General features: G+C 71.7%; 25 protein-coding genes. 14 read left to right on the top strand and 11 right to left on the bottom strand.

Translation table 11 applies throughout. The features are described from left to right. Positions 1 to 32: 32 nt before the first annotated feature. From ASC82_RS13265 to ASC82_RS13280, 4 genes are all read right to left on the bottom strand, one after another. Positions 33 to 905: an SURF1 family protein gene (locus ASC82_RS13265; protein WP_056646213.1), complete on the bottom strand. Its 873-nt coding sequence runs from the start codon at positions 903 to 905 to the stop codon at positions 33 to 35. An 82-nt stretch (positions 906 to 987) separates the two neighbouring features. Next, positions 988 to 1,221, bottom strand: coding sequence for a hypothetical protein (locus ASC82_RS13270; RefSeq protein WP_078626932.1), 234 nt, complete (start codon positions 1,219 to 1,221; stop codon positions 988 to 990). Between the two features lie 63 nt (positions 1,222 to 1,284). Continuing rightward, positions 1,285 to 2,277, bottom strand: coding sequence for a DEDDh family exonuclease (locus ASC82_RS13275; protein ID WP_024756237.1), 993 nt, complete (start codon positions 2,275 to 2,277; stop codon positions 1,285 to 1,287). Further along, a complete protein-coding gene (locus ASC82_RS13280; RefSeq protein WP_056646216.1) occupies positions 2,274 to 2,951 on the bottom strand; it encodes a TetR/AcrR family transcriptional regulator in 678 nt (225 codons plus the stop codon). The genes ASC82_RS13275 and ASC82_RS13280 overlap by 4 nt, the downstream gene beginning before the upstream one ends. A gap of 95 nt (positions 2,952 to 3,046) precedes the next feature. Here ASC82_RS13280 and ASC82_RS13285 point away from each other — a divergent pair, with 95 nt between their 5' ends. The 8 genes from ASC82_RS13285 to ASC82_RS13320 all read left to right on the top strand — a co-directional run bounded on the left by ASC82_RS13285 (position 3,047) and on the right by ASC82_RS13320 (position 10,771). Further along, positions 3,047 to 3,844 (top strand): acetoacetate decarboxylase family protein, encoded by a 798-nt coding sequence (locus ASC82_RS13285; RefSeq protein WP_056646219.1) that lies wholly within the window; start codon positions 3,047 to 3,049, stop codon positions 3,842 to 3,844. After that, positions 3,844 to 4,740 (top strand): SDR family NAD(P)-dependent oxidoreductase, encoded by an 897-nt coding sequence (locus tag ASC82_RS13290; RefSeq protein ID WP_024756234.1) that lies wholly within the window; start codon positions 3,844 to 3,846, stop codon positions 4,738 to 4,740. The genes ASC82_RS13285 and ASC82_RS13290 overlap by 1 nt, the downstream gene beginning before the upstream one ends. A 12-nt stretch (positions 4,741 to 4,752) precedes the next feature. Then, a complete protein-coding gene (locus tag ASC82_RS13295; RefSeq protein ID WP_056646222.1) occupies positions 4,753 to 6,039 on the top strand; it encodes an amidohydrolase family protein in 1,287 nt (428 codons plus the stop codon). Next, the gene (locus ASC82_RS13300) at positions 6,036 to 7,262 is read left to right on the top strand and encodes an amidohydrolase family protein (RefSeq protein ID WP_056646225.1); all 1,227 of its coding nucleotides are present in this window, start codon (positions 6,036 to 6,038) and stop codon (positions 7,260 to 7,262) included. The genes ASC82_RS13295 and ASC82_RS13300 overlap by 4 nt, the downstream gene beginning before the upstream one ends. Before the next feature lie 123 nt (positions 7,263 to 7,385). Further along, positions 7,386 to 8,024, top strand: a complete 639-nt coding sequence (locus tag ASC82_RS13305) for a VIT family protein (protein ID WP_242427644.1) — start codon at positions 7,386 to 7,388, stop codon at positions 8,022 to 8,024. 141 nt (positions 8,025 to 8,165) lie between these two features. Continuing rightward, the gene (locus ASC82_RS13310) at positions 8,166 to 9,047 is read left to right on the top strand and encodes a sterol desaturase family protein (RefSeq protein WP_056646231.1); all 882 of its coding nucleotides are present in this window, start codon (positions 8,166 to 8,168) and stop codon (positions 9,045 to 9,047) included. After that, on the top strand, positions 9,044 to 9,709 hold the full coding sequence (locus ASC82_RS13315; RefSeq protein WP_056646233.1) for a lysoplasmalogenase: 666 nt from the start codon (positions 9,044 to 9,046) through the stop codon (positions 9,707 to 9,709). The genes ASC82_RS13310 and ASC82_RS13315 overlap by 4 nt, the downstream gene beginning before the upstream one ends. A gap of 18 nt (positions 9,710 to 9,727) precedes the next feature. Beyond that, positions 9,728 to 10,771, top strand: coding sequence for a zinc-dependent alcohol dehydrogenase family protein (locus tag ASC82_RS13320; RefSeq protein WP_056646236.1), 1,044 nt, complete (start codon positions 9,728 to 9,730; stop codon positions 10,769 to 10,771). Between the two features lie 83 nt (positions 10,772 to 10,854). Here the strand turns inward: ASC82_RS13320 and ASC82_RS13325 are convergent, their stop codons facing one another. Next, on the bottom strand, positions 10,855 to 12,153 hold the full coding sequence (locus tag ASC82_RS13325) for a CoA transferase (RefSeq protein WP_056646239.1): 1,299 nt from the start codon (positions 12,151 to 12,153) through the stop codon (positions 10,855 to 10,857). An 84-nt stretch (positions 12,154 to 12,237) separates the two neighbouring features. Further along, positions 12,238 to 13,779, bottom strand: coding sequence for a S8 family serine peptidase (locus ASC82_RS13330; protein ID WP_056646242.1), 1,542 nt, complete (start codon positions 13,777 to 13,779; stop codon positions 12,238 to 12,240). 275 nt (positions 13,780 to 14,054) lie between these two features. Between ASC82_RS13330 and ASC82_RS13335 the strand changes: the two genes are divergently transcribed. The 3 genes from ASC82_RS13335 to moaA all read left to right on the top strand — a co-directional run bounded on the left by ASC82_RS13335 (position 14,055) and on the right by moaA (position 17,221). Further along, a complete protein-coding gene (locus ASC82_RS13335) occupies positions 14,055 to 14,429 on the top strand; it encodes a DUF485 domain-containing protein (protein WP_024756225.1) in 375 nt (124 codons plus the stop codon). Further along, on the top strand, positions 14,426 to 16,066 hold the full coding sequence (locus ASC82_RS13340; RefSeq protein ID WP_056646244.1) for a cation acetate symporter: 1,641 nt from the start codon (positions 14,426 to 14,428) through the stop codon (positions 16,064 to 16,066). Before ASC82_RS13335 ends, ASC82_RS13340 begins: the two co-directional genes overlap by 4 nt. Positions 16,067 to 16,231: 165 nt before the next feature. Further along, positions 16,232 to 17,221 (top strand): GTP 3',8-cyclase MoaA, encoded by a 990-nt coding sequence (gene moaA / locus ASC82_RS13345; RefSeq protein ID WP_024756223.1) that lies wholly within the window; start codon positions 16,232 to 16,234, stop codon positions 17,219 to 17,221. 51 nt (positions 17,222 to 17,272) lie between these two features. Here the strand turns inward: moaA and ASC82_RS13350 are convergent, their stop codons facing one another. Continuing rightward, entirely contained in the window at positions 17,273 to 17,488 is a 216-nt protein-coding gene (locus tag ASC82_RS13350; RefSeq protein ID WP_056646247.1) for a hypothetical protein, read from the bottom strand. A gap of 182 nt (positions 17,489 to 17,670) precedes the next feature. After that, positions 17,671 to 18,015: a DUF3099 domain-containing protein gene (locus tag ASC82_RS13355; RefSeq protein WP_056646439.1), complete on the bottom strand. Its 345-nt coding sequence runs from the start codon at positions 18,013 to 18,015 to the stop codon at positions 17,671 to 17,673. 169 nt (positions 18,016 to 18,184) lie between these two features. On the opposite strand from ASC82_RS13355, the gene ASC82_RS13360 reads away from it, so the two are divergent. Next, on the top strand, positions 18,185 to 18,460 hold the full coding sequence (locus ASC82_RS13360) for a GlsB/YeaQ/YmgE family stress response membrane protein (protein ID WP_056646249.1): 276 nt from the start codon (positions 18,185 to 18,187) through the stop codon (positions 18,458 to 18,460). Positions 18,461 to 18,544: 84 nt separating this feature from the next. Here ASC82_RS13360 and tyrS read toward each other — a convergent pair whose 3' ends face one another. The 3 genes from tyrS to ASC82_RS13375 form a co-directional block, all read right to left on the bottom strand. Then, positions 18,545 to 19,819 (bottom strand): tyrosine--tRNA ligase, encoded by a 1,275-nt coding sequence (gene tyrS, locus ASC82_RS13365; protein ID WP_056646252.1) that lies wholly within the window; start codon positions 19,817 to 19,819, stop codon positions 18,545 to 18,547. Positions 19,820 to 19,871: 52 nt separating this feature from the next. Continuing rightward, entirely contained in the window at positions 19,872 to 21,263 is a 1,392-nt protein-coding gene (locus tag ASC82_RS13370) for a metallopeptidase TldD-related protein (protein WP_056646255.1), read from the bottom strand. Between the two features lie 82 nt (positions 21,264 to 21,345). Continuing rightward, positions 21,346 to 22,869 (bottom strand): TldD/PmbA family protein, encoded by a 1,524-nt coding sequence (locus ASC82_RS13375; protein ID WP_056646258.1) that lies wholly within the window; start codon positions 22,867 to 22,869, stop codon positions 21,346 to 21,348. A gap of 258 nt (positions 22,870 to 23,127) precedes the next feature. On the opposite strand from ASC82_RS13375, the gene fabG reads away from it, so the two are divergent. After that, positions 23,128 to 23,832 carry a 3-oxoacyl-[acyl-carrier-protein] reductase gene (gene fabG / locus ASC82_RS13380; protein WP_056646260.1) on the top strand — a complete coding sequence of 235 codons (705 nt, stop codon included), beginning with the start codon at positions 23,128 to 23,130 and terminating at the stop codon, positions 23,830 to 23,832. Between the two features lie 4 nt (positions 23,833 to 23,836). Next, positions 23,837 to 24,613: an enoyl-ACP reductase FabI gene (fabI, locus tag ASC82_RS13385; RefSeq protein ID WP_056646263.1), complete on the top strand. Its 777-nt coding sequence runs from the start codon at positions 23,837 to 23,839 to the stop codon at positions 24,611 to 24,613. Positions 24,614 to 24,673 lie beyond the last annotated feature (60 nt).

A 24,673-nucleotide genomic window follows, 5' to 3' on the forward strand; every position in this document is an offset into this window, starting at 1 on the left:
TTTGGGCTGTTCCCGGAAGCGGTGGCCGTCAATCAGAGGGACGGGGTGGCCTGGACCGCAGTCGTGTCGCCGGCAGGGGTCTCCGGGGCGCCGGATGCGCCTCCTTCGCCGTCCCCGGACCCGTCCCCGGATCCGCTCCCGGCGGTTTCTCCGCGGGCGGCGGCCTCCTGGTCGCGCTTCTCGCGGCGTACGAGGATCACCCACCCGACGGGCACCCCGGCGGTGAAGAGCCACCACTGCACGGCGTACGCCATGTGCGCGCCGATCGAGTCGTGGTCGGGCTCCGGGATCAGTTCGGGGCTGTTCCCCGGCGGCTCGGGGGCGATCTGTTCGAGGTAGCCGCCGAGGACCTCCCGGCCGATGAGCGCGGCCTGCTGCTCGCTGTTGATCAGCATCACCTGGCGGTCCGGCAGGCCCTTCAGGTCCTTGATGCCGCTCGCGCCGGTCGTCTCGTCCGCCTTGAGCCGGCCGGTGACGGTGACCTCGCCCTTGGGGGCGGGCGGCACCACCGGGTAGGCGCTCTGCTCGGCGGCGGCGGGCACCCAGCCGCGGTTGACCAGGACGACCCGGCCGTCCCGCAGGACGAGCGGGGTCAGGACGAGTACGCCGATCCGGTCGTCGGCGTTGGTGCGGCGGCGGACGACCACCTCGTGGGCGGTGTCGAAGGTGCCGGTGGCGGTGGCCTGCCGCCAGTAGTCGGCGCGCGGGACGGTGTGGCCGGGGGAGGTGAGCTCCTCGACCGGGACCGGCTTCGCCTTGAGGTTGTCCGCGATCAGGGCGTTCTGGGCCACGCGGCGTTCGTGCCGGTGGAACTGCCAGAAGCCCAGCTCGATCATCGTGGGGATGAGGGCGAGGACGATGAGGGTGAGGATCACCCACTGCCGGGACAACAGGAAGCGGTACACCCCATGACGGTACAACCGGGGTCATGGGGTGCACGCGGCGGGGTTCGGCCCGCCGGGGGCGGACCGGCCCAGGATCGTTTCCTCATACCCTGTCGACGATGCCCACCTTTCCCTCCGCGCGGGCGCAGTGGGCGCCGCAGAACCAGCTGCCCTCGACCTCGACGCCCTGTCCGATGATCTGGACACGGCAGTGCTCACAGATGGGCGCCATGCGGTGGATGGCGCACGAGAAGCAGTCGAAGACGTGAACCGCACCCTGGGCATGAACCTCGAAGGACATGCCGTAATCGTTTCCGCAGACCTCACAACGTGCCATGCGCCACAGGGTGGAGCGACCGGCGGGCGGGCGCAGCGAGCCACGCCCACCCGGCCCCGCGCGTCACCCGTCTGCCGGGGCCACGTCCCGCAGCAACTGGGTGTAGGCCGCCTCGTCGACGACCGGCGTCCCGAACGACTTCGCCTTGAGCGTCTTGGAGGTGTGCGCGTCGGGGTCGTTCGTGACGAGCAGGCTCGTCAGCCGGGAGACGCTCGTGGCGACGTGGAGCCCGGCCTCGACCGTGCGGTCCTCCAGGAGCTCGCGGTCGACGGAGGTGTCGCCGGAGAACGCCACCCGCATGCCCTGCTTGAGCGGCCGGTCCGTCTCGTACCGCCCGGGGTTCGGATACGGGCAGGCCGGGCGCTTCCGTGAGGGGCGCCAGCCGTTCATGCGGTACGACGCCGATCCCCCGTACGAGCCCTGGTGGCCGATCCGGGGCTGCGCCGGTGACGAGGCCCACTCCGTCAGCGGCCGGCACTCCAGGAGCGGCAGCCGGACGTTCCGCTCGGCCGCCGCGTGCAGGCTCGGCCGGAACGCCTCGGCGAGGACCCGCGCGTCGTCCAGCGCGTTGTGCGCGCGCTGCTGGACGACGCCGAAGTGCGCGGCGAGCGACTCCAGCTTGTGGTTGGGCAGCGGCAGCGACAGCTCCTTGGCGAGCGCGATCGTGCACAGCCGCTGGCGCACCGGTGCCGCGGACTCCGCGCGCGCGTACTCCCTGGCGATCATCTGCCAGTCGAACATCGCGTTGTGCGCGACCAGGACCCGTCCGTCGAGCCGGGCCGCGAACTCCGCCGCGATCTCCGGGAAGAGCGGCGCGCCCTCCAGGACGTCGCTGGTCAGCCCGTGGATCCAGACGGGGCCGGGGTCCCGCTCGGGGTTGACGAGCGTGTACCAGTGGTCCTCGACGTTCCCCTGGGCGTCCAGCCGGTAGACGGCAGCCGACACTATCCGGTCGTCGCGGGCGAGGCCGGTGGTCTCCACGTCGACGACCGCGTACCCCTGTGGGTAGGCGGCCGGCCACGTCGCTGCTGTCGTACGGTCGTCGAGCATGGTCAATGAGAATACGGCCCGCGACCGACAGCGCCGTCCCCGGTGTCCCCGGCGCTCCCGCCGGCCCCGGCGAGCAGACCGTCCACCAGGGCCCGTACGGAGTCGACGAAGAGGGCCTCGGTGTCGATCGGCGCGGCCAGCGCGCGGGCCAGCTCGGAGTCGGACTCGGCGGTCTCCTCGCGCCACAGCTCCTCCTCGGCGGGGGACTGGGCGGGCGCCCGCTCGCGGTTGCGCTCGATCAGGACGTATCCGACGACCTGGAACTGCAGGGCGCGGACGGCGCGCGCCGCGTGCGCCCCGCGCAGCCCCGCCGCGTGGGCCTCGTGGGCGAGGGCGCGCTGCGCCGGCAGGAACATCCGCTCCGTCAGGCCGCGTTCGTGGACCATCGCCACCAGGTGCGGGCGCTCGCGCAGGGCGCGGCGGAGCGCGCGGGCGACCGAGACGAGCCGCTCGGCGGGGGTCGCCCCGCGCGGGCGGATCGTGCCGAGGTCGGTGACCGTGCGGGCGACGAGCGCGTCGAGGAGCGACTCGCGGTTGCCGACGTGCCAGTAGATCGAGGTGACCGCCGTGCCGAGCTCGGCGGCGAGCCTGCGCATGGTCAGGGCGGCCGGCCCGTGCTCCCTCACCAGGGCGGCCGCGGTGTCCAGGACTTCGTCGCGGCTCAGCGCCGAGCGTGCCATCGCTTCCCCCAACTCCTCTGCGTGCACGGGTCTTTACCCTTCATCGATCGCGGTGTAACTGTGTTACAGGCAGACTTCCCGAAGGGTGGTACGTCATGGCACGAGTACGGTACGGGGCGCGCACCGAGGCCGAGGCCGCAGCGGCCCGCGAGCGGAGCTCCCGCCTCCCCGACATCTGGTCCACCGGAGTGGTCGCCGTCTGGGAGACCGACCCCGACGTCGTCGCGGCGATCCTGCCGCCCCCGCTGAAACCCACCGCACGCCCGCTCGTCCGCGCCAACATCAGCCGGGTCGACCTGCCCGGCTACCCCCTCGGCGCCGGCTCCGTGGCCGTCGCCGCCGCCCACGGCGACCGCGAGGGCTGGTACCCGCTGGTCATGCCGATGACCCACGAGCGCGCCCTGATCGGCGGCCGCGAGGTCTTCGGCGAACCGAAGAAGCTGGGCGAGGTCACGGTCGAGCGCGAGGGGCTCGTCGTCAGCGCGTCCCTCGCCCGGCACGGCATCGCCTTCGTCGAGGTGCGCGGCGCCGTCTCCGGCCCGCTGCCGCTGCCGGAGCCCGTCGAGAAGACCGACTTCTACTTCAAGTTCCTGCCCGGCGTCGACGGCACCGGCTTCGACGCCGACCCCGTCCTCGTCCACTGCGTCCGCAACGAGAAGGTGCGGAAGCTGGAGCGGGTCACCGGTGACGTGATCCTGCGCGAGTCCATGTACGACCCGGTGGCCGACCTCGCGGTCCGCCGGCTCGTCGAGATCACCATCGGCGAGAAGACCACCGACCAGCGGGGCACGGTCGCCGAACGCGTCTCCGCGCAGGCGCTGCTGCCCTACATCCACCAGCGGTACGACGACCCGCTGCAGATCCTCGACGGCCCCCCGGAAGGAAGTGCCTGATGGAGCTGCGCGCGGGACAGGTCGCCGTCGTCACCGGCGCGGCGAGCGGCATCGGGCTCGCCATGGCCCGCCGCTTCGCCGCCGAGGGCATGGCCGTCGTCCTCGGGGACGTCGAGCCGGGCGCGCTCGCCGAGGCCGCCGACGAGCTGATGGAGGGCGGGGCGCAGATCCTCGCCCGGACGGTCGACGTCTCCGACCCCGACGAGGTCCGGGCGTTCGCGGACGCGGCGTTCGACACCTTCGGCGCCGTCCACGTCCTCTGCAACAACGCGGGCGTCGGCTCCGGCGCCGAGGGCCGGATGTGGGAGCACGAGCCGAACGACTGGAAGTGGGCCTTCGCCGTCAACGTCTGGGGCGTCTTCCACGGCATCCAGGCCTTCGTCCCGCGCATGATCGCGAGCGGTGAGCCCGGCCACATCGTCAACACCTCCTCCGGCGACGGCGGCATCGCCCCGCTGCCCACCGCCTCCGTGTACGCGGTCACCAAGGCGGCCGTCGTCACCATGACCGAGTCGCTCTACGCCCACCTCCGGGCCGAGCACGCGCGCGTGGGCGCCTCGGTGCTCTTCCCCGGCCCGCACATGCTCCGCACCGGCCTGTGGGAGTCGCACCGCAACCGGCCCGAGCGGTTCGCCAAGGAGCGCCCGCGCAGGACGCCGTACCGCAGCCTCGACCAGTGGGAGGCCGCGATGAAGGAGGCCGGGCAGGAGATCGCCTTCACCCCGGTGGAGGACGTGGCCGAGCTGGTCGTCGACGGCATCCGCGCCGACCGGTTCTGGATGCTGCCGGAGAGCGAGCACAGCGACGGCCAGATCCGGGCGCGCTCGCGGTCGATGCTCGACCGCGCCAACCCGGCCTATCTGGAGAGCTTCATCCTCGACCGAGACCGAGACTGAGGACCCATCGACATGACGACGTACGAGGATCCGTATCTGATCATCTCCTCCGACTGTCACGCCGGACTGCCCACCGAGCAGTACCGGCCCTATCTGGAGTCCCGCCACCACCGCGCCTTCGACGAGTTCCTCGCCGGACGCGACGCGCGCCGCGAGGCGATGACCCGCCTCGGCGTACGCAACGAGGCCTTCGCCGACAAGTGGTTCCACGACAACGAGGAAGGCCTGCGCGGCGGCTGGGACGCCGCCCAGCGGCTCAAGGAGCTCGACGGCGACGGCGTCGCCGCCGAGGTCGTCTTCCCCGACGCGGACGCCGTCGACAGCCAGACCGCCGCCCCCTTCGGCGTCGGCCTCGGCCTCTCCGGCGACCAGGACCCGGTCCTCGGCATGGCGGGCGCGAAGGCGCACAACCGGTGGCTCGCCGAGTTCGTGGGACAGAATCCCGAGCGGCACTGCGGGGTCGCGCTGCTCCCCGTCACCGCCGACCCGGTCGAGGTCGTCGCCGAGATCCACCGCGCCAAGGAGTCCGGGCTCGGCGCGCTCATGATCCCCTCGATGTGGGTGGACAAGGCCCCCTACCACGACCGGCGTTACGACCCGGTGTGGGCGGCCGCCGCCGAGACCGGCATGCCGGTCGTCACCCACTCGGGGGCCGCGCCGCGCGAGGAGTACGGCGACCACCTCGGGATCTACGTCTCCGAGGTCACCTTCTGGCCGGCCAGGCCCCTCTGGTTCCTCCTCTGGTCCGGCGTCTTCGAGCGCCACCCCGGCCTCAGGTTCGGCGTCGCCGAGTCCGGCTGCTGGTGGCTCCCCAACCTGCTCTGGTTCATGGACCGGCTCTACCTCGGCGCGCACGGCGGCAAGAAGCTGTCCCCGTTCGCGGAGCTGAAGCGGCCGCCGAGCGAGTACCTGGACCGGCAGGTCTTCATCTGCGCGACCAACACCAAGCGGCGCGAGCTCGCCCAGCGGTACGAGATCGGCGTCGACAACATCCTGTGGGGCTCGGACTTCCCGCACCCCGAGGGGACCTGGCCCGCCACGCGCGCGTGGCTGCGGAACACCTTCCACGACATCCCCGTGGAGGAGACCCGGCGCATGCTCGGCCTGGCGGCGGCGGAGGTCTTCGGCTTCGACCTCCCGGCCCTCGCGCCGATCGCCCGCAGGATCGGCCCCACCCCCGCCGAGCTCGGCCAGCCGGCCGACCAGACGGCCGTCGAGGCCTCCTGGGCCCGCTCCCGCGAGGTCGGCCGCCACTGGCTGACCGACCACGACTTCCCGGCCCTGGGGGTGACGTCATGACCGACCGGTACACGGTGATCTCCGCCGACTGCCACGCCGGCGCCGACCTCCTCGACTACCGGCCGTACCTGGAGAAGCGGCACCACGAGGCCTTCGACGCCTGGGCCGCCGGCTACGTCAACCCGTACGAGGACCTGCTCGCCGACACCGCCGACCGCAACTGGAACTCGCAGCGCCGCCTGCGGGAGCTGGAGGCCGACGGGATCGTCGCCGAGGTCGTCTTCCCGAACACCATCCCGCCGTTCTTCCCCTCCGCCTCCCTGATGGCCCCGCCGCCGACCCGCGAGGAGTACGAGCTCCGCTGGGCGGGCCTGCGCGCGCACAACCGCTGGCTCGCCGACTTCTGCGCCGACGCGCCGGGGCGCAGGGCGGGCGTGGCGCAGATCCTCCTCAACGACGTCGACGAGGCCGTACGCGAGATCCGCCGCTCCAAGGAAGCCGGTCTGACCGGCGGGATCCTGCTGCCGGGCGCCCCGCCCGGCTCGGGCGTGCCCGAGCTGTACGCGGAGGCGTACGACCCGATCTGGGCGGTCTGCGCGGAGCTGGACGTGCCGGTCAACCACCACGGCGGCTCGGCCTCGCCCCCGCTCGGCGACGAACCGGCGGCCCGGGCCGTCTTCATGGTGGAGACGACCTGGTTCTCCCACCGGGCCCTGTGGCACCTCGTCTTCGGGGGAGCCTTCCGGCGTCACCCGGACCTCAAGCTCGTGCTCACGGAACAGGGCTCCGGCTGGATCCCCGGGGTCATGGAGATGCTGGACTACTACCACGGCCGCCTGGTCGCCGCGGCCTCGCGGGCCTCCACCGCCGAGTCCAAGTTCGGCGCGGGGCTCGCGGAGTCCATGGGCAAGGGCCCCAGCGAGGTCTGGCGCGACAACTGCTTCGTCGGCGCGAGCTTCATGCGCCCGCACGAGGTGCCGCTGCGCCACCGCATCGGCCTCGACAAGATCATGTGGGGGAGCGACTACCCGCACGACGAGGGCACCACGCCGTACTCCCGCGAAGGCCTCCGCATCGCCTACGCGGGCGTGCCGAGGGAGGAGGTCGAGGCCATGGTCGGCGGCAACGCCGCCCGCGTCTACGGCTTCGACCTCGCCCTCCTCGACCCCCTCGCCGCCGTCCACGGCCCGGAGGTCGCCGAGATCGCCACGCCCCTGGAGAAGATCCCGGAGGAGGCGACCAGCCCGGCCTTCGCGCCGGGCGGGTCGGTCCGCGTCTGGTGACCCGCCGGGTGCGAACCTCCTGACGTGACCGCACCCGTCCCCGCACCTCCCGCCCCTGACGATGCCCCCGACGATGCCCCCGGCGGAGGCCTCGGCTCCCGTCTCAACTGGCTCCGGGCCGCCGTGCTCGGGGCCAACGACGGAGTCGTCTCCACCGCGGGCCTCGTCGTCGGCGTCGCGGGCGCCACGGAGTCCCGGGCGGCCCTGTTCACCGCCGGCCTCTCCGGGCTGCTCGCCGGGTCGATGTCCATGGCGGCGGGGGAGTACGTCTCCGTCTCCAGCCAGCGCGACTCGGAGCAGGCCGCGCTCGCCGAGGAGAAGCGCGAGCTGCGCGAGGACCCGGAGGCGGAACTCGCCGAACTGACCGGGCTCCTGGCCGCCCGCGGCCTCTCCCCGGACGTGGCCCGCGAGGCCGCCGAACAGCTCACCGAGCGCGACGCCCTGCGCGCCCACGCGCGCGTGGAGCTCGGCATCGACCCCGACGACCTCACCAACCCCTGGCACGCGGCGGGTGCCAGCTGCCTCGCCTTCACCGTCGGCGCCCTGCTCCCCCTCCTCGCGATCGTCCTGCCGCCGGCCTCGGCCCGCCTCTGGGTCACGGTCGCCTCCGTCCTGGCGGCCCTCGCCTTCACGGGCTGGTGGAGCGCCGGCCTCGGCAACGCCCCCGCGGGCCGCGCGATCCTCCGCAACGTGGGCGGCGGCGCGCTCGCGATGGCGGTCACCTACGGCGCGGGCTCGCTCCTCGGCGCGACCGGGATCTAGCGCGACCGGGATCCGGTGCGCCAGGGGTGTGTCCGGCAGGCGCTTGTCAGAAGGTGCCAAAGCTTGCTGACAACTCGTCTCGCATACTTGTTGGTAACAACGTCTAGCCGTGCCCCGCCCACCGCCCCTACCGTCGACGGCATGCCGAACCTGCCCGATGTCGTGCTCTGGTCCATACCGGCGTTCGTCCTGCTCGCCGTCCTGGAGATGGTCAGCCACCGGATCCACCCCGACGAGGACGCCGCCGGGTACGAGACCAAGGACGCCGCCACCAGCATCGGCATGGGCCTCGGGAGCCTCGCCTTCGACGCGCTGTGGAAGATCCCCGTCGTCGCGATCTACACCGCCGTCTACGAGCTCACCCCGCTCCGCGTCCCCGTCCTGTGGTGGACCATCCCGCTGATGCTGCTCGCCCAGGACTTCTTCTACTACTGGCAGCACCGCGGACACCACGTCATCCGCATCCTCTGGGCCTGCCACGTCGTCCACCACAGCAGCCGCAAGTACAACCTCACCACCGCCCTGCGCCAGCCGTGGACCAGCGTGACCTCCTGGCCGTTCTACCTGCCGATGATCGCCCTCGGCGTCCACCCGGCGGCCGTCGCCTTCTGCTACTCGGTCAACCTCGTCTACCAGTTCTGGATCCACACCGAGCGCGTCGGGAAGCTGCCCCGGCCCTTCGAGTACGTCCTCAACACCCCCTCGCACCACCGCGTCCACCACGCCTCCCAGGGCGGCTACCTGGACCGCAACTTCGGCGGGATCCTCATCGTCTGGGACCGGATGTTCGGCTCCTGGGTCGGCGAGACCGACCGGCCCGTCTACGGCCTCACCAAGAACATCGAGACCTACAACCCCCTGCGCGTCGCCACCCACGAGTACGCCGCCATCGCCCGCGACCTCCGGTCCGCGAACGACTGGCGCGAGCGGGCCGGGCGGCTCTTCCGCGGCCCCGGCTGGCAACCGGACCGACCGGGCCCCCAGACCCCGCAGGGCGGCACCGCACCGGAGCCGGCCGCGTGAGCACCGCACCCACGGCCCTCCGCGCCGCCCCCACCACCGCCTCCCGCGCGCTGCTCGCCGCCTTCGGCCTCGCCGCCGCCGTCGACCTGGTCTCCCTCCTCGCCGGCGCCGAGCTCGGCCACCAGCTCGCCAAGCCGCTCCTGATGCCCCTGCTCGCCGCGTACGCCGTCACCAGGGGCGCCCCGAAGCTCCTCGTCGCCGCGCTCCTCTTCGGCTGGGGCGGCGACGTCTTCCTGCTCTCCGACGCCGACTGGGCCTTCCTCGTCGGCATGGGCTCCTTCGCTGCCGGACACGTCTGCTACCTGGTCCTCTTCGGCCGGCGCCGTACGTCGCCGCTGCTCGGCGCCGGATACGCCGTGGCCCTCGTCGGCACCGTCGCGCTCCTGTGGCCCGACCTCCCCGCCGACCTGCGGATCCCCGTCGCCGGCTACTCGCTCCTCCTCGCCGCGATGGCCTACCGCGCAAGCTCCCTCGGGCTCCTCGCCGGCCTCGGCGGCGCCCTGTTCCTGCTGTCCGACACCCTCATCGCCACCGGCGTCGCCGAGTGGCCCCAGCTGCCGGCGCCCGACTTCTGGGTCATGCTGACCTACATCGCGGCGCAGTACCTGCTGGCCGCGGGAGCGCTCGCCGCGATGTACGGTGAACGTCGTACAAACGTCTGACAGCAAGGACCGCCCCCCATGCGCGCCACCACCATCCACGCCCCGTTCGACATGCGCGTGGAGGACGTGCCCGACCCGGTGATCCAGGACTCCACCGATGTCGTCCTGCGCGTGCTGCGGGCCTGCATCTGCGGCAGCGACCTGTGGGCCTACCGCGGCGAGTCCGCCCGGCAGCCCGGCCAGCGCATCGGTCACGAGTTCCTCGGCATCGTCGAGGCGGCCGGCTCCGACGTCACCGGCTTCGCCGCCGGCGACCTCGTCGTCGCCCCCTTCGTCTGGTCCGACGGGAGCTGCGACTACTGCGCCGAGGGCCTCCAGACCTCCTGCCCGCGCGGCGGCTTCTGGGGCTCGGTCGGCTCCGACGGCGGCCAGGGCGAGGCCGTCCGGGTCCCCTTCGCCGACGGCACCCTCGTCAAGCTCCCCGCCGACGCCGCCTCCGACGACCACCTGCTGACCGCGCTGCTCGCCCTCTCCGACGTCCTGGGCACCGGCCACCACGCCGCCCTCGGCGCGGGCGTGAAGCCCGGCTCCACCGTCGCGGTCGTCGGCGACGGCGCCGTCGGCCTCTGCGGTGTCCTCGCCGCCAAGCGCCTCGGCGCCGAGCGGATCATCGCCCTCGGCCGGCACACCGCCCGTACCGACATCGCCCGCGCCTTCGGCGCCACCGACGTCGTCGCCGAGCGCGGCGAGGCCGCCGAGGCCGCCGTCCGCGAGCTCACCGGCGGCCAGGGCGCCCACGGCGTCATCGAGGCCGTCGGCACCGAGCAGTCCATGCGGACCGCCGTCGCCATCGCCCGCGACGGCGGCTCCATCGGCTACGTCGGCGTCCCGCACGGCAGCGGCACCGGCCTCGACCTGTCCGTCATGTTCGACCGGAACATCGCCCTGCGCGGCGGCGTCGCACCCGTCCGCGCGTACATCCCGGAGCTCCTCCCGGACGTCCTCGACGGCACCATCGACCCGTCCCCGGTCTTCGACCTGACCGTCGGCCTCGACGGCGTCCCCGGCGGCTACAAGGCCATGGACGAGCGCACGGCCCTCAAGGTCCTCGTCAAGCCGTAGGCGACCGACCGGGGGTGCACCCGCCTCGGCCTCACCGCCGACCGAGCGCCCCCGGCCCGCCCGCCCGTCAGGCCCCGCCCCCGTCAGGCCCCGGCCCACTCCGGCGCGTCCGCCCCCGCGACGCCCGGCGGGCGCGACCAGCCCGCCGGGCCGCCCTCGTACGCGACCGGCGACAGCGCGTGCCGCAGCCGTCCCAGCGGTCCGTCCGTCTCCGTGACGTACCGCCCGGGCTCGTACCGCGGCAGCGTCCCGGTCAGCCAGTGCCCCGTCTGCGCGAGCGCGAGCCGTACGAGCCGGGTGCCGCCCTCCCGGTCCTGCTCGGTCAGCGAGCGCAGCACGGCCGCCGCCAGCAGATAGCCCGTGCCGTGGTCCAGGGCCTGCGCCGGCAGCTTGCCCGGCTCCTGGGCGGAGCCCTCGGTCACGGCGATCCCGGTCGCCACCTGCACCAGGCTGTCGAAGCCGCGCCGCCCGGCCCAGGGGCCGTAGTCGCCCCAGGCCGAAAGACGCGCCACCACGAGCCCCGGACGGTCCAGGTCGAAGCGGTCCAGCGCGCCCGGCCGGTAGCCGGTCACCAACACGTCCGCGGAGTCGAGCAGTTCGCCGAAGGCCCGCCGGTCCGAAGGGCTGTCCAGGTCGAGGGCGGCGGTCCGCTTCCCGATGTTCGTGTCCGCGTGCTGGTCCGGCAGTTCGGGGTTGGCCGGCGGGTCGATCCGCAGCACGTCCGCGCCGAGCAGCGCCAGCGTCCGGGTCGCGACCGGCCCGGCGATCACCCGGGTCAGGTCCAGCACCCGCAGCGGCCCCGAGCGGCGCGGCGGCGGGGCGTCGTCGAGCCGCTCCCGGGTCAGCAGCGGCCGAGCCGCCACCTCCCGGCCCTGCTCATGCTCCGCCCACTCCGCGGGCGTCCGCAGGGCGACGGCCAGGCCCCCGGCCGCGTACACGGCGCTCTCCACCTCGACGGCCTCGCGCTCCCCGATCGCCGCCGCGACCGCCTCGACGGAGTCGGAGGCGCCGAGCGCGGCGAGCAACGCCGCCCGGTGGTGCGGGTAGTTGGCGTGCGTACGGACCCAGCCGTCCGCCGCCCGCCAGAACCGCGACAGCGGCGCGAAGCTCACCGGCGCCCGCCCGTCGACCCGCAGGTGGCGCTCGCTCACGAAGGCGGTGGCGACGGCCCCGTCGTCCACCCGCACGGGCCCCGCGAGCCCCGCCCGCTCGACGGCCGCGAGACCGGCGACCGCGACCGAGGCCCGGGCCAGGTCCATCACGGGCAGCCGCGCGGGCAGCAGCCCGGAGACTCCGCCGTACTCCACCCGGTCGACCAGGGCGGGATCGCCGCCGAGGGCCGACCAGAGCAACTCCGTACCGGTACGCACTGTGTTGTCCATGACCGCACTATGGCACTCAGTGCCACGCAAAGGGCCCTGGTGTGGCTCAGCACACCAGGGCCCTCGGTCAAGCACACGCGACGACTACCAGCGGACGGCGTCCAGCGCGTCGATCAGACCGGCCCCGTAGAAGCCGTTCTTGTTCTTGCCACCCTCGCAGACGGCGTCGATCTTGCCGTCGCCCTCGATGTCGTACGGGTTGGTGCAGGCGCGGTCGTCGGCCTGCGCGTACAGCAGCGCCTTGAGGGCCGCCGGGGACGCGTAGGGGTGCGTCGACTTGATCAGCGCGAGGACGCCCGCCGCGTGCGGCGAGGCCATCGACGTACCGGCCTTGTAGTTGTAGCCGCCGTTGACCGTGGTCGACAGGATGCGGCCGTTGACCGCCGGGGCGTCCGGCGTCTGGTACTCGGTGCGGTCACCGCCGGGGGCGGCGATGTCGATCACGCCGAGACCGTAGTTGGAGTAGGACGCCTTGAGGTCCTTGGCTCCGGTCGCGGAGACCGTGACGACACCCGGCAGCATGGCCGGGTAGTCCAGGCACTCCTTCGGGTCGATGACCCGGTCGCCCGGCGTGGTGTCGTTCGGGCTGCTGTTGTCGACGATCGAGTCGGCGGCGAGGTCGAACTTCGAGTTGCCGGCCGCGGCGACGTTGACCGTGCCCTTGCGCTCCGCGTAGCGGGTCGCACGGGTGACCGCCTCGATGAGGGCCTTCTGGTCCTCGTCGTTCTTGCAGGCGAACATCCACGGGTCGGTGTAGTAGCTGTTGTTCGTGATGTCGACACCGTGCTCGGCCGCCCACACGAAGCCACAGACGACGGCCTCGGTGTAGAAGAAGCCGTCCGGGGTGGACACCTTGATGCCGGAGACCTTGACGCCCGGGGCGACACCGGTGATGCCGACGCCGTTCTTGGCGGCGGCGATCGTGCCGGCGACGTGGGTGCCGTGGTCGCTCTCGCCCGGGTTCGGGCGCCACGAGCCGGCGGTGGTGTCCGGCTTGCCGGACACGCAGTTGGCGGAGGCCTTGGCGTCGAAGTTCGGCGCCAGGTCCGGGTGGGTGTCGTCGACACCCGTGTCGATGACACCGACGGTGACGCGCTTGCTGCCGAGCGTCTTCTGGTGGGCCTTGTCGGCCTTGATCGCCGGGAGGTCCCACTGCAGGGGCTCCAGCGGGTCCTGCTCGTCCGTCGCCGTGGCCGCGGCGGCCTTGGCCTCGGCCGCGGAGAGCGACTGCGCGCCCTCGTCGACGGCGTCGTCCGACTGGACGGAGAGCGGGGCGGTACGGGTCGAACCGACCGACGCCACACCGCGGGCCTGACGAACCGTCTTCGCGAACTCGGGGTTCTGCGAGTGGACGACTATCACGCCTATCTGGTCGTACGAGATGACCACCTCGCCACCCGCGGCGGCGATCGCCTTCTTCACCGAGGCGGCGGTCCAGCGGCCACCCTCGACGTTGACGACGTACGAGAGCTTCGGCCCGTTCGTCGCGGCTACGGAGGCCGCCGGGGCGTCACTCAGCTCCGCGGCGGAGGCGGCGCCGGAGGGAAGGAAGCCGAGCGAGGCCGTGAGCGCGAGACCAGCAGGCAGAGCAAGAGCTCGGCCGCGCCTCGATCCCAGATGAGCCATGGGTTCTCCACATCATCCGTATGTACTGTCCACGCGCGGGTTTACGCGTGAACAGGTGCATGACGAGTGAAGCTATCGCTGATCTTCCCGGTCCTTCAATGAGTTGAGAAGACTTCATGAAGATCTGTTCAAGAAAATCCTCCGCGTGAACCACTTCGCTTCCGGCTCCGTGCCGTTGGGCAGGGGAGGGGCTCCAGCCGGAGCCCCCGTTTCCGCACCCCCCTGGTGAGGCCCCCTTGACCATGCCGCCCGCCCCCGCGTCACGAGGAGAATCCGTGGCTACCGAAGCACCGCCGCCGCCCAGAAACGGAACGGACACCGACCACGGTCCCGTCCCGCCCACGACGGAGCAGTTCGTCGAGGTGCAGCAAGGCGCGGAGTTCGGCGAACTGCGCCGTACCTACCGCTCCTTCGCCTTCCCCCTCACCCTCGCCTTCATCGCCTGGTACCTGCTCTACGTGCTGCTCTCCAACTACGCGGGCGACTTCATGGGCACCAAGCTCTTCGGCAACATCAACGTCGCGCTGGTCCTGGGCCTCGGCCAGTTCCTGACCACCTTCCTCATCGCCTGGCTCTACTCGCGGCATGCCGCGAACCGCCTCGACCCCAAGGCAGAGGTCATCCGGAACCGCATGGAGGGAGACGCATGAGAAGCACCGTCCTGCTCGCGGCGGGCAACGCCACCAGCGAGCACCGGCCCCTGATCATCGCCCTCTTCGGGGCCTTCGTCATCGCCACCCTGGTCATCACCATCTGGGCCGGCCGCCAGACCCGCAGCGCCGCCGACTTCTACGCCGGCGGAGGCCAGTTCACCGGCTTCCAGAACGGCCTCGCCATCTCCGGCGACTACATGTCCGCCGCGTCCTTCCTCGGCATCAGCGGCGCCATCGCCCTCTACGGCTACGACGGCTTCCTCTACTCGATCGGCTTCCTGGTCGCCTGGCTCGTCGCCCTGCTCCTGGTCGCCGAACCGCTGCGCAACTCCGGCCGGTTCACGATGGGCGACGTCCTCGCCTACCGGATGCGCCAGCGCCCCGTCCGCACCGCCGCCGGCACCTCCACCATCGTCGTCTCGATCTTCTACCTGCTCGCGCAGATGGCGGGCGCGGGCGTCCTCGTCTCGCTGCTGCTCGGCATCACCAGCGACGGCGGCAAGATCGGCATCGTCGCCCTCGTCGGCGTCCTGATGATCGTCTACGTGACGATCGGCGGCATGAAGGGCACCACCTGGGTGCAGATGGTCAAGGCCGTCCTGCTCATCGCGGGCACGCTCCTCATCACCTTCCTCATCCTGCTGAAGTTCGACTTCAACCTCTCGCAGCTGCTCGGCGCCGCCGCCACCAACAGCGGCAAGGGCGACGCCTTCCTGGAGCCCGGCCTCAAGTACGGCGCCAGCGGCCTCTCGAAGCTGGACTTCCTCTCGCTCGGCATCGCCCTGGTCCTCGGCACCGCCGGCCTGCCGCACATCCTGATCCGCTTCTACACGGTGCCGACCGCCAAGGCCGCCCGTAAGTCGGTCAACTGGGCCATCGGCATCATCGGCGCCTTCTACCTGATGACGATCGTCCTCGGCTTCGGCGCCGCCGCCCTGCTCAGCGGCGACACCATCAAGGCATCCAACAAGGCGGGCAACACGGCGGCCCCGCTCACCGCCCTGGAGGTCGGCGGCGGCGCGGGATCCACCGGCGGCGCGATCCTCCTCGCCGTCATCTCCGCCGTCGCCTTCGCCACCATCCTCGCCGTGGTCGCCGGGCTGACCCTCGCCTCCTCCTCGTCCTTCGCGCACGACATCTACGCGAACGTGATCAAGCGCGGGAAGGCCACCGAGAAGGAGGAGATGCGGGCCGCCCGCTGGTCGACCGTCCTCATCGGCATCGTGTCGATCGCGCTCGGCGCCCTCGCCCGCGACCTCAACGTCGCCGGCCTGGTCGCCCTGGCCTTCGCCGTCGCCGCCTCCGCCAACCTGCCGACGATCCTCTACTCGCTCTTCTGGAAGCGCTTCACCACCCAGGGCGCGCTCTGGTCGATCTACGGCGGACTGATCTCCTCCGTCGTCCTCGTCCTCTTCTCGCCGGTCGTCTCCGGCGGACCGGCCTCGATGTTCAAGGGCGTGGACTTCCACTGGTTCCCGCTGGAGAACCCCGGCCTCGTCTCGATCCCGCTCGGCTTCCTGCTCGGCTGGCTCGGCTCGCTCCTCTCCAAGGAGGAGCCGGACGCGGGCAAGTACGCGGAGCTCGAGGTCAAGTCGCTCACCGGAGTCGGGGTGGCCGCTGCGGTCAAGCACTGACCGCAGCGCAGCCGGACGTATACGTTCCGCGACCTTCGGGCGGCCGCGTCGTAGAGTTCTACGACGCGGCCGCGCCGGTCCTCGTGACAATCTGCCCTGCTGGATGTCCGTCGGCTCACGTAGTCTCGAACCACACGCCACCACAAGACGGGGAGGGGGCCCACAGTGCTCATCGACACCTATGGCCGTGTGGCCACCGACCTGCGCGTCTCACTGACGGACCGCTGCAATCTGCGCTGCACGTACTGCATGCCGGAAGAGGGCCTCCAGTGGCTCGCCAAGCCGGATCTCCTCACGGACGACGAGATCGTCCGGCTGATCCGCATCGCGGTCACCGACCTCGGCGTCACCGAGGTCCGCTTCACCGGCGGCGAGCCGCTGCTCCGCCCCGGCCTCGTCGGGATCGTCGAGCGCTGCGCCGCCCTGGAGCCCCGCCCCCGGATGTCCCTCACCACCAACGGCATCGGGCTCAAGCGCACCGCGACCGCCCTCAAGGCCGCCGGCCTGGACCGGGTCAACGTCTCCCTGGACACCCTGCGCCCCGAGGTCTTCAAGACCCTCACCCGGCGCGACCGCCACCACGACGTCCTCGACGGCATGGCCGCCGCGCGGGACGCCGGCCTCACCCCGGTGAAGGTCAACGCGGTCCTGATGCCCGGGCTCAACGACGACGAGGCCCCCGACCTGCTCGCCTGGGCGATCGAGGAGGGGTACGAGCTCCGCTTCATCGAGCAGATGCCCCTCGACGCCCAGCACGGCTGGAAGCGCGACGGCATGATCACCGCCGGGGACATCCTGGAGTCCCTGCGCACCCGCTTCACCCTGACCGCCGAGGGCGCCGACGAGCGCGGCTCCGCCCCCGCCGAGCGCTGGGTCGTCGACGGCGGACCGCACACGGTCGGCGTCATCGCCTCCGTCACCCGCCCGTTCTGCCGGGCCTGCGACCGCACCCGGCTCACCGCCGACGGACAGGTCCGCACCTGCCTCTTCGCCACCGAGGAGACGGACCTGCGGGCGACGCTCCGCTCGGACGCCCCGGACGACGAGGTCGCGCGGATCTGGAAGCAGGCCATGTGGGGCAAGAAGGCCGGCTCGGGCCTCGACGACCCGAGCTTCCTCCAGCCCGACCGCCCGATGTCGGCGATCGGCGGCTGAGCCCGAAGGCACTCGGCCCCGGTCGGCATCGGCCCCGGTCGGCATGGGCTGTCAGTCCTCGGCGGGCTCCCACTCGCTCAGCGGGACGACGTCCTTGAGGAATCCCCGTACACCCAGGAACTGGGAGAGGTGCTCGCGGTGCTCCTCGCACGCGAGCCACGTCTTGCGCCGCTCGGGCGTGTGCAGCTTGGGGTTGTTCCACGCGAGGACCCAGACGGCGTCGACGCGGCAGCCCTTGGCGGAACAGATCGGCTTCTCTTCGCTCACCTGATCATTGTCCAGCAAAGGCGATGCCGGGCAGCCACGGGGGGAGCTGCCCGGCATCGGTCTGTCGCTCCGACGGGGGATGCGGAGCGCGTAGGCAGTATGTCACGGCACATGGGGTCCGAGGCACTGGAACTTCATGATTGATCTGAGCTTTTCCTGAGCTTTCCGGCCACTGTCCGTGATCAGTTCCGGCCGTACGGAGCCTCCGCCCCAGCACCCTCCGCAGCCTCCGTCGCACCCAGCGCGGGGCGCACCGGAGCCGGTACGAAGGTGGAGGGAAGGGACGGAGCCGACTCCCGGCCCGCGTTCGCGATGACCACGGCGATGTAGGGGAGCAGGATCCCGAGGGCGAGCGCCACGATCGCCACGTGCCGTTCGACGTTCCACAGCACCGCCGCGGCGATCACGGAGAGCGTTCGGACGGTCATCGAGATGATGTACCGCCGCTGCCGCCCCCGGACGTCGTCGGCGAGCCCTTGACGGGCCCCCGTGATCCGGAAGACCTCGGTACCACCACGCTTCGGCATCGCCGTCCACCACCCGCCGGTCATGCCGGACCCTCCCCGGTCCGGACCTCTCTCCACCGTACGCCCGCCCTTCCGCGCCGACGAGACCGGGGCACGGATGGCGGTGCCCGACATGCGCCGAATGGCCGACGGGCCGAGACTGGGCCCACATGCGCAAAAGGAGGCGACGATGAGTTGGTTGTGGGCGATCATCGTGGGATTCGTCCTCGGCCTGATCGCGAAGGCGATCCTGCCGGGGAAGCAACAGATCCCGCTCTGGCTGACGACCGTGTTCGGCATTCTCGGCAGTGTCCTCGGAAACGCGGTCGCGACCTGGATCGGTGTCAACGACACCAAGGGCATCGACTGGACCCGCCACCTGCTCCAGCTGCTCGGCGCCGTCGCCGTGGTCGGTGTGGGCGACATGCTGTGGGTTTCGATCAAGGGAAACAAACAGCGCGCCTGACCCCACGCGCGAAGAAGCCGGGAGGCCCGGTACGACACCTCAGGTGCCGTACCGGGCCTCCCGGCTTTTGCGGGGCGGGCCTCGTCAGCCCTCCGCGCCGGCGAACTCGATCGCCGCCAGGTTCTTCTTGCCGCGCCGCAGCACCAGCCAGCGGCCGTGCAGCAGCTCGTCCGCCGACACCTCGGCGTCCTCGGCGGTCACCTTCACGTTGTTCACGTACGCCCCGCCCTCCTTCACCGTGCGGCGCGCGCCCGACTTGCTCGGCGCGAGCCCGACCTCGGTGAACAGGTCCACGACCTGGCCGAGCTCGGTCACGCGCGCGTGCGGCAGCTCGGACAGCGCGGCGGCGAGCGTCGCCCCGTCCAGCTCGGCCAGGTCACCCTGCCCGAACAGCGCCTTGGAGGCGTTGATGACGGCCGCGCACTGCTCGGCGCCGTGCACGAGCGTGGTGAGCTCCTCGGCGAGCGCCCGCTGGGCGGCCCGCGCCTGCGGCCGCTCGGCGGTCTGCTGCTCCAGCTCCTCCAGCTCCTCGCGGGACCTGAAGGAGAGGATCCGCATGTACGTCGAGATGTCCCGGTCGTCGACGTTCAGCCAGAACTGGTAGAACGCGTACGGCGTGGTCATCTCCGGGTCCAGCCAGACGGCCCCGCCCTCGGTCTTGCCGAACTTGGTGCCGTCCGCCTTGACCATCAGCGGCGTCGCGAGCGCGTGCACGTCCGCACCCGGCTCCAGGCGGTGGATCAGGTCGAGACCGGCCACCAGGTTGCCCCACTGGTCCGAGCCGCCCTGCTGGAGGACGCAGCCGTAGCGGCGGTACAGCTCCAGGAAGTCCATGGCCTGGAGCAGCTGGTAGCTGAACTCCGTGTAGCTGATGCCCTGCTCGGACTCCAGGCGCCGGGCGACGGAGTCCTTGGTCAGCATCTTGTTGACCCGGAAGTGCTTGCCGATGTCCCGCAGGAACTCGATCGCCGACAGGCCGGCGGTCCAGTCCAGGTTGTTCACCATGACCGCCGCGTTCTCCCCCTCGAAGGAGAGGAAGGGCTCGATCTGCGAGCGCAGCCGGTTCACCCAGTTCGCGACCGTCTCGGGGTCGTTCAGGGTGCGCTCGGCCGTCGGCCGCGGGTCACCGATCTGCCCGGTGGCCCCGCCGACCAGCGCCAGCGGCCGGTGCCCGGCCTGCTGGAGCCGGCGGACGGTGAGCACCTGGACCAGGTGACCGACGTGGAGACTGGCCGCGGTCGGGTCGAAACCGCAATAGAACGTGACCGGACCGTCCGCGAGAGCCTTGCGCAGTGCGTCCTCATCGGTGGACTGGGCGAAGAGCCCACGCCACTTCAGCTCGTCGACGATGTCCGTCACGACCGTCAGTCTCCTCAGGTTGGTATGGGTACGACGACTCAGTCTAGGTGGGTCAGACCCCCTTGCTGACCGAGCTCATGTTGAAGTCCGGCACCCGCAGCGCGGGCATCGCGGCCCGGGTGAACCAGTCGCTCCACTCGCGCGGCAGCGTCTTCTCCGTCCGGCCCGCCTCCGAGGCCCGCGACAGCAGGTCCACCGGCGACTCGTTGAACCGGAAGTTGTTCACCTCGCCGACGACCTCGCCGTTCTCGACGAGGTAGACGCCGTCCCGGGTCAGTCCGGTCAGCAGCAGCGTCGCCGGGTCGACCTCGCGGATGTACCAGAGGCAGGTCAGCAGCAGGCCGCGCTCGGTCGAGGCCACCATCTCCTCCAGGGAGCGCTCCCCGCCGCCGTCCAGGATCAGGTTCCCCGCGCCGGGCGCCACGGGCAACCCGGTAAGTCCCGCGGTGTGCCGGGTGGTGATGAGGTGGGCCAGGCTTCCGGCCTTCACCCAGTCGACCGGCTCGACCGGCAGACCGTTGTCGAAGACCGAGGAGTCGTCGCCGGAGGAGTGCGCGATCACGAACGGCGCGGACTCCAGGCCCGGCTCGTTCGGGTCGCTGCGCAGGGTCAGCGGCAGCGGGGAGAGGGTCTCGCCGAGCCGGGTGCCGCCGCCGGGCTTGGAGAAGACCGTACGGCCCTCCACCGCGTCCCGGGCCGTGGACGACCACAGCTGGTAGATCATCAGGTCCGCCACGGCCGTCGGCGGCAGCAGCGTCTCGTACCGCCCGGCGGGCAGCTCGATGCGCCGCTCCGCCCAGCCGAGACGGGTCGCCAGCTCCGCGTCGAGCGCGGCCGGGTCGACGTCCTTGAAGTCCCGCGTCGAGCGCCCGGCCCAGGCGGACCGCGAACGGTCCGGGGACTTGGCGTTCAGCTCCAGGGTCCCGTTCGGCTGGTCGTGCCGGAGCCGCAGCCCCGTCGACGTCCCCAGGTAGGTGGAGGTCAGCTCGTGGTTGGCGAAGCCGTAGAGCTCGCGCCCGCCGGCCCGGGCCCGGGCGAAGGCCTCGCCGAGCGCCGGGGCGAAGTCGGCGAAGACCGCGGAGGAGGTCTCGGCCGGGGCGTCCGTGAAGTCGGGGGAGGAGTGCACGCCCTCGACCAGCGGCTGCGCGTCCTCGGCGGGCCCGGCGGCCCGCGCGGCGGCCTCGGCGGCCCGGACCAGCGGCTCCAGGTCGTCGACGGTCACGGCCGACCGCGAGACGACACCGGAGGCGGTGCCCTGGGCGCCGTCGACGGTCGCGATGACGGTGAGGGTGCGTCCGCGCGTGACACCGTTGGTGGTCAGCGCGTTCCCGGCCCAGCGCAGATTGGCCGAGGACTCCTCGTCGGCGATGACGACGCACCCGTCGGCACGCGACAGCTCAAGGGCCCGCTCGACGATCTCGTACGGCTTGCTGACGCGGCTCATCGACCGGCCTCCTGCGTCGTGTTAAGGCTGTGCTTGCCCGGGGGACGACCCCCGGACCCCCGGCAAATCTCGTGGCGTGCGCTCATCGACCGGCCTCCTGCGTCGTGTTAAGGATGTTGACACCCCGGAAGAGGGCGGAGGGGCAGCCGTGCGAGACCGCGGCGACCTGGCCCGGCTGGGCCTTGCCGCAGTTGAACGCGCCGCCGAGGACGTACGTCTGCGGGCCGCCGACCTGCTCCATCGAGCCCCAGAAGTCCGTCGTCGTCGCCTGGTACGCCACGTCCCGCAGCTGCCCGGCGAGCCGGCCGTTCTCGATGCGGAAGAAACGCTGGCCGGTGAACTGGAAGTTGTAGCGCTGCATGTCGATCGACCACGACCGGTCGCCGACCACGTAGATGCCGCGCTCGACCCCGCCGATCAGGTCCTCGGTCGACAGGCCGCCCGGGTCAGGCTGGAGCGAGACGTTCGCCATCCGCTGCACCGGCACGTGCGCGGGGGAGTCCGCGAAGGCGCAGCCGTTGGAGCGGCCGAGGCCCGTGAGCTTCGCGATCCGCCGGTCCAGCTGGTAGCCGACGAGCGTGCCGTCCTTCACCAGGTCCCAGCTCTGCGCCTCGACGCCCTCGTCGTCGTACCCGATGGTGGCGAGGCCGTGCTCGGCGGTCCTGTCACCCGTCACGTTCATGATCGACGAGCCGTAGGCCAGCTTGCCCAGCTGGTCGAAGGTGGCGAAGGAGGTGCCGGCGTAGGCCGCCTCGTAGCCGAGGGCACGGTCCAGCTCCGTGGCGTGCCCGATCGACTCGTGGATCGTCAGCCAGAGGTTCGACGGGTCCACGACCAGGTCGTACCGCCCGGCCTCGACGCTCGGCGCCCGCATCTTCTCGGCCAGGAGCGCCGGGATCTCGTCCAGCTCCTTGTCCCAGTCCCAGCCGGTGCCCGTCAGGTACTCCCAGCCCCGCCCGGCCGGCGGCGCGATCGTCCGCATCGAGTCGAACTCACCGGTCGTCCCGTCGACGGCGACCGCCGTGAGCTGCGGGTGCAGCCGGACGCGCTGCTGGGTGGTCACGGTGCCGGCCGTGTCCGCGTAGAACTTGTTCTCGTGGACGGTGAGCAGCGAGGCGTCCACGTGCGCCACGCCCTCCGCCCCCAGCAGCCGCGCGCTCCAGTCGGCGAGCAGCGCGCTCTTCTCCTCGGCGGGGATGGAGAAGGGGTCGATCTCGTACGAGGAGACCCAGGTGCGCTCGGCGTGCACCGGCTCCTGCGCCAGCTCCACGCGCTCGTCGGAGCCGGCCGCGGCGATCACCTTCGCCGACAGCTTGGCCATGGCCACGGCCTGCGAGGCGACCCGAGCGGCCCCGTCCATGGTCAGGTCGACCCCGGACGCGAAACCCCAGGCTCCGCCGTGCACCACCCGCACCGCGTAGCCGAGGTCGGTGGTGTCCGAGGAACCGGACGGTTTGGCGTCCCGCAGCCGCCACGAGGCGCTGCGCACCCGCTCCAGGCGGAAGTCCGCGTGCTCGGCGCCGAGCGCACGCGCCCGGGCGAGCGCCGCGTCGGCGAGCGCCCTCAGGGGCAGCGCGACGAACGAAGGGTCGATCTGATGGACCACGAGCGGCCTCGCTCTCGGTGATCGGAAGTCGGCGGTTGGGCTGTCCCGGAAGTCAATCATGGGAAGGGCGGCCGGGTGGGCCCATTAGAGGGGCCCCGCGGGGCGCGCGCCGGGCGCTCCCCGGGGGACCCGTACCGTCCCCGAGCTGTAGGGATCCGACAGTGACGCCCCTACGCCACTGTCGGAGGTCGATTCCTCATGTCGGGAGCGATACCGATAGGTTTTCGGCTACCAGACCGCTATCGAAAGGGTGATCCGTTGAGCCGCTCGGTTCTCGTCACCGGAGGAAACCGGGGCATCGGCCTCGCCATCGCCCGCGCGTTCGCCGAGTCCGGCGACAAGGTCGCGATCACGTACCGCTCCGGCGAGCCGCCCGAGGGCTTCCTGGCCGTCAAGTGCGACATCACCGACGGCGAGCAGGTGGAGCAGGCGTACAAGGAGATCGAGGAGAAGCACGGTCCGGTCGAGGTCCTCGTGGCCAACGCCGGCGTGACGAAGGACCAGCTCCTCATGCGCATGTCGGAGGAGGACTTCACGTCCGTCGTCGACACCAACCTGACCGGCACCTTCCGGGTCGTCAAGCGCGCCAACCGCGGGATGCTGCGGGCCAAGAAGGGCCGCGTCGTCCTCATCTCCTCGGTGGTCGGTCTGCTGGGCTCCGCGGGCCAGGCCAACTACGCCGCCTCCAAGGCCGGCCTGGTCGGTTTCGCCCGCTCCCTCGCGCGTGAGCTCGGCTCGCGCAACATCACGTTCAACGTCGTCGCCCCTGGTTTCGTCGACACCGACATGACCGCGGTCCTCACCGACGAGCAGCGCTCGGGCATCGTGTCCCAGGTGCCGCTGGGCCGTTACGCGCAGCCGGAGGAGATCGCCGCCGCGGTGAAGTTCCTCGCCTCCGACGACGCCTCGTACATCACTGGAGCCGTCATCCCGGTTGACGGCGGATTGGGCATGGGTCACTGATCACATGAGCGGAATTCTCGAGGGCAAGCGCATCCTGATCACGGGTGTGCTGATGGAGTCCTCCATCGCCTTCCACACCGCGAAGCTGGCCCAGGAGCAGGGCGCGGAGATCATCCTCACCGCCTGGCCCCGGCCGTCGCTGACCGAGCGGATCGCCAAGAAGCTGCCCAAGCCCGAGAACGTGAAGGTCCTGGAGCTCGACGTCTCCAACGACGAGCACCTCGCGCGCCTGGAGGGCCAGGTCCGCGAGCAGCTGGGCGACCGCCTCGACGGCATCGTGCACTCGATCGGCTTCGCCCCGCAGGACGCCCTCGGCGGCAACTTCCTGAACACGCCGTTCGAGTCCGTCGCCACGGCCATGCACGTCTCCGCCTTCTCCCTGAAGTCGCTGACGACCTCGCTGCTGCCGCTGATGACGGAGGGCGGCTCGGTCGTCGGCCTCACCTTCGACGCGCAGTTCGCCTGGCCGCAGTACGACTGGATGGGCCCGGCCAAGGCCGCCCTCGAGGCCACCAGCCGCTACATGGCCCGTGACCTGGGCAAGCAGAACATCCGCTGCAACCTGATCTCGGCCGGTCCGATCGGTTCGATGGCCGCGAAGTCCATCCCGGGCTTCAGCGAGCTCGCCGCGGTCTGGGACAGCCGTTCCCCGCTGGAGTGGAACCTCGCGGACCCGGAGCCGGCGGGCAAGGGCGTCGTGGCGCTGCTCTCCGACTGGTTCCCGAAGACGACGGGCGAGATCGTCCACGTCGACGGCGGTCTGCACGCGATCGGCGCGTAAGCGCCAGCGTTCCGGCCGAGGGCCCGCGCGTCTTCCCTGGTGGGGAGGGTGCGCGGGCCC

It is taken from the genome of Streptomyces sp. Root431 (assembly GCF_001426585.1).
GTDB lineage: Bacteria > Actinomycetota > Actinomycetes > Streptomycetales > Streptomycetaceae > Streptomyces > Streptomyces stackebrandtii.

Coding starts and splice junctions, on each gene's coding strand:
- ASC82_RS13300 (WP_056646225.1), top strand. CDS start 6,036: ATGACCGACCGGTACACGGTGATCTCCGCCGACTGCCACGCCGGCGCC.
- ASC82_RS13320 (WP_056646236.1), top strand. CDS start 9,728: ATGCGCGCCACCACCATCCACGCCCCGTTCGACATGCGCGTGGAGGAC.
- ASC82_RS13285 (WP_056646219.1), top strand. CDS start 3,047: ATGGCACGAGTACGGTACGGGGCGCGCACCGAGGCCGAGGCCGCAGCG.
- ASC82_RS13280 (WP_056646216.1), bottom strand. CDS start 2,951: ATGGCACGCTCGGCGCTGAGCCGCGACGAAGTCCTGGACACCGCGGCC.
- ASC82_RS13310 (WP_056646231.1), top strand. CDS start 8,166: ATGCCGAACCTGCCCGATGTCGTGCTCTGGTCCATACCGGCGTTCGTC.
- ASC82_RS13340 (WP_056646244.1), top strand. CDS start 14,426: ATGAGAAGCACCGTCCTGCTCGCGGCGGGCAACGCCACCAGCGAGCAC.
- ASC82_RS13270 (WP_078626932.1), bottom strand. CDS start 1,221: ATGGCACGTTGTGAGGTCTGCGGAAACGATTACGGCATGTCCTTCGAG.
- ASC82_RS13325 (WP_056646239.1), bottom strand. CDS start 12,153: ATGGACAACACAGTGCGTACCGGTACGGAGTTGCTCTGGTCGGCCCTC.
- ASC82_RS13360 (WP_056646249.1), top strand. CDS start 18,185: ATGAGTTGGTTGTGGGCGATCATCGTGGGATTCGTCCTCGGCCTGATC.
- ASC82_RS13370 (WP_056646255.1), bottom strand. CDS start 21,263: ATGAGCCGCGTCAGCAAGCCGTACGAGATCGTCGAGCGGGCCCTTGAG.
- ASC82_RS13295 (WP_056646222.1), top strand. CDS start 4,753: ATGACGACGTACGAGGATCCGTATCTGATCATCTCCTCCGACTGTCAC.
- fabI (WP_056646263.1), top strand. CDS start 23,837: ATGAGCGGAATTCTCGAGGGCAAGCGCATCCTGATCACGGGTGTGCTG.
- ASC82_RS13330 (WP_056646242.1), bottom strand. CDS start 13,779: ATGGCTCATCTGGGATCGAGGCGCGGCCGAGCTCTTGCTCTGCCTGCT.
- ASC82_RS13290 (WP_024756234.1), top strand. CDS start 3,844: ATGGAGCTGCGCGCGGGACAGGTCGCCGTCGTCACCGGCGCGGCGAGC.
- ASC82_RS13355 (WP_056646439.1), bottom strand. CDS start 18,015: ATGCCGAAGCGTGGTGGTACCGAGGTCTTCCGGATCACGGGGGCCCGT.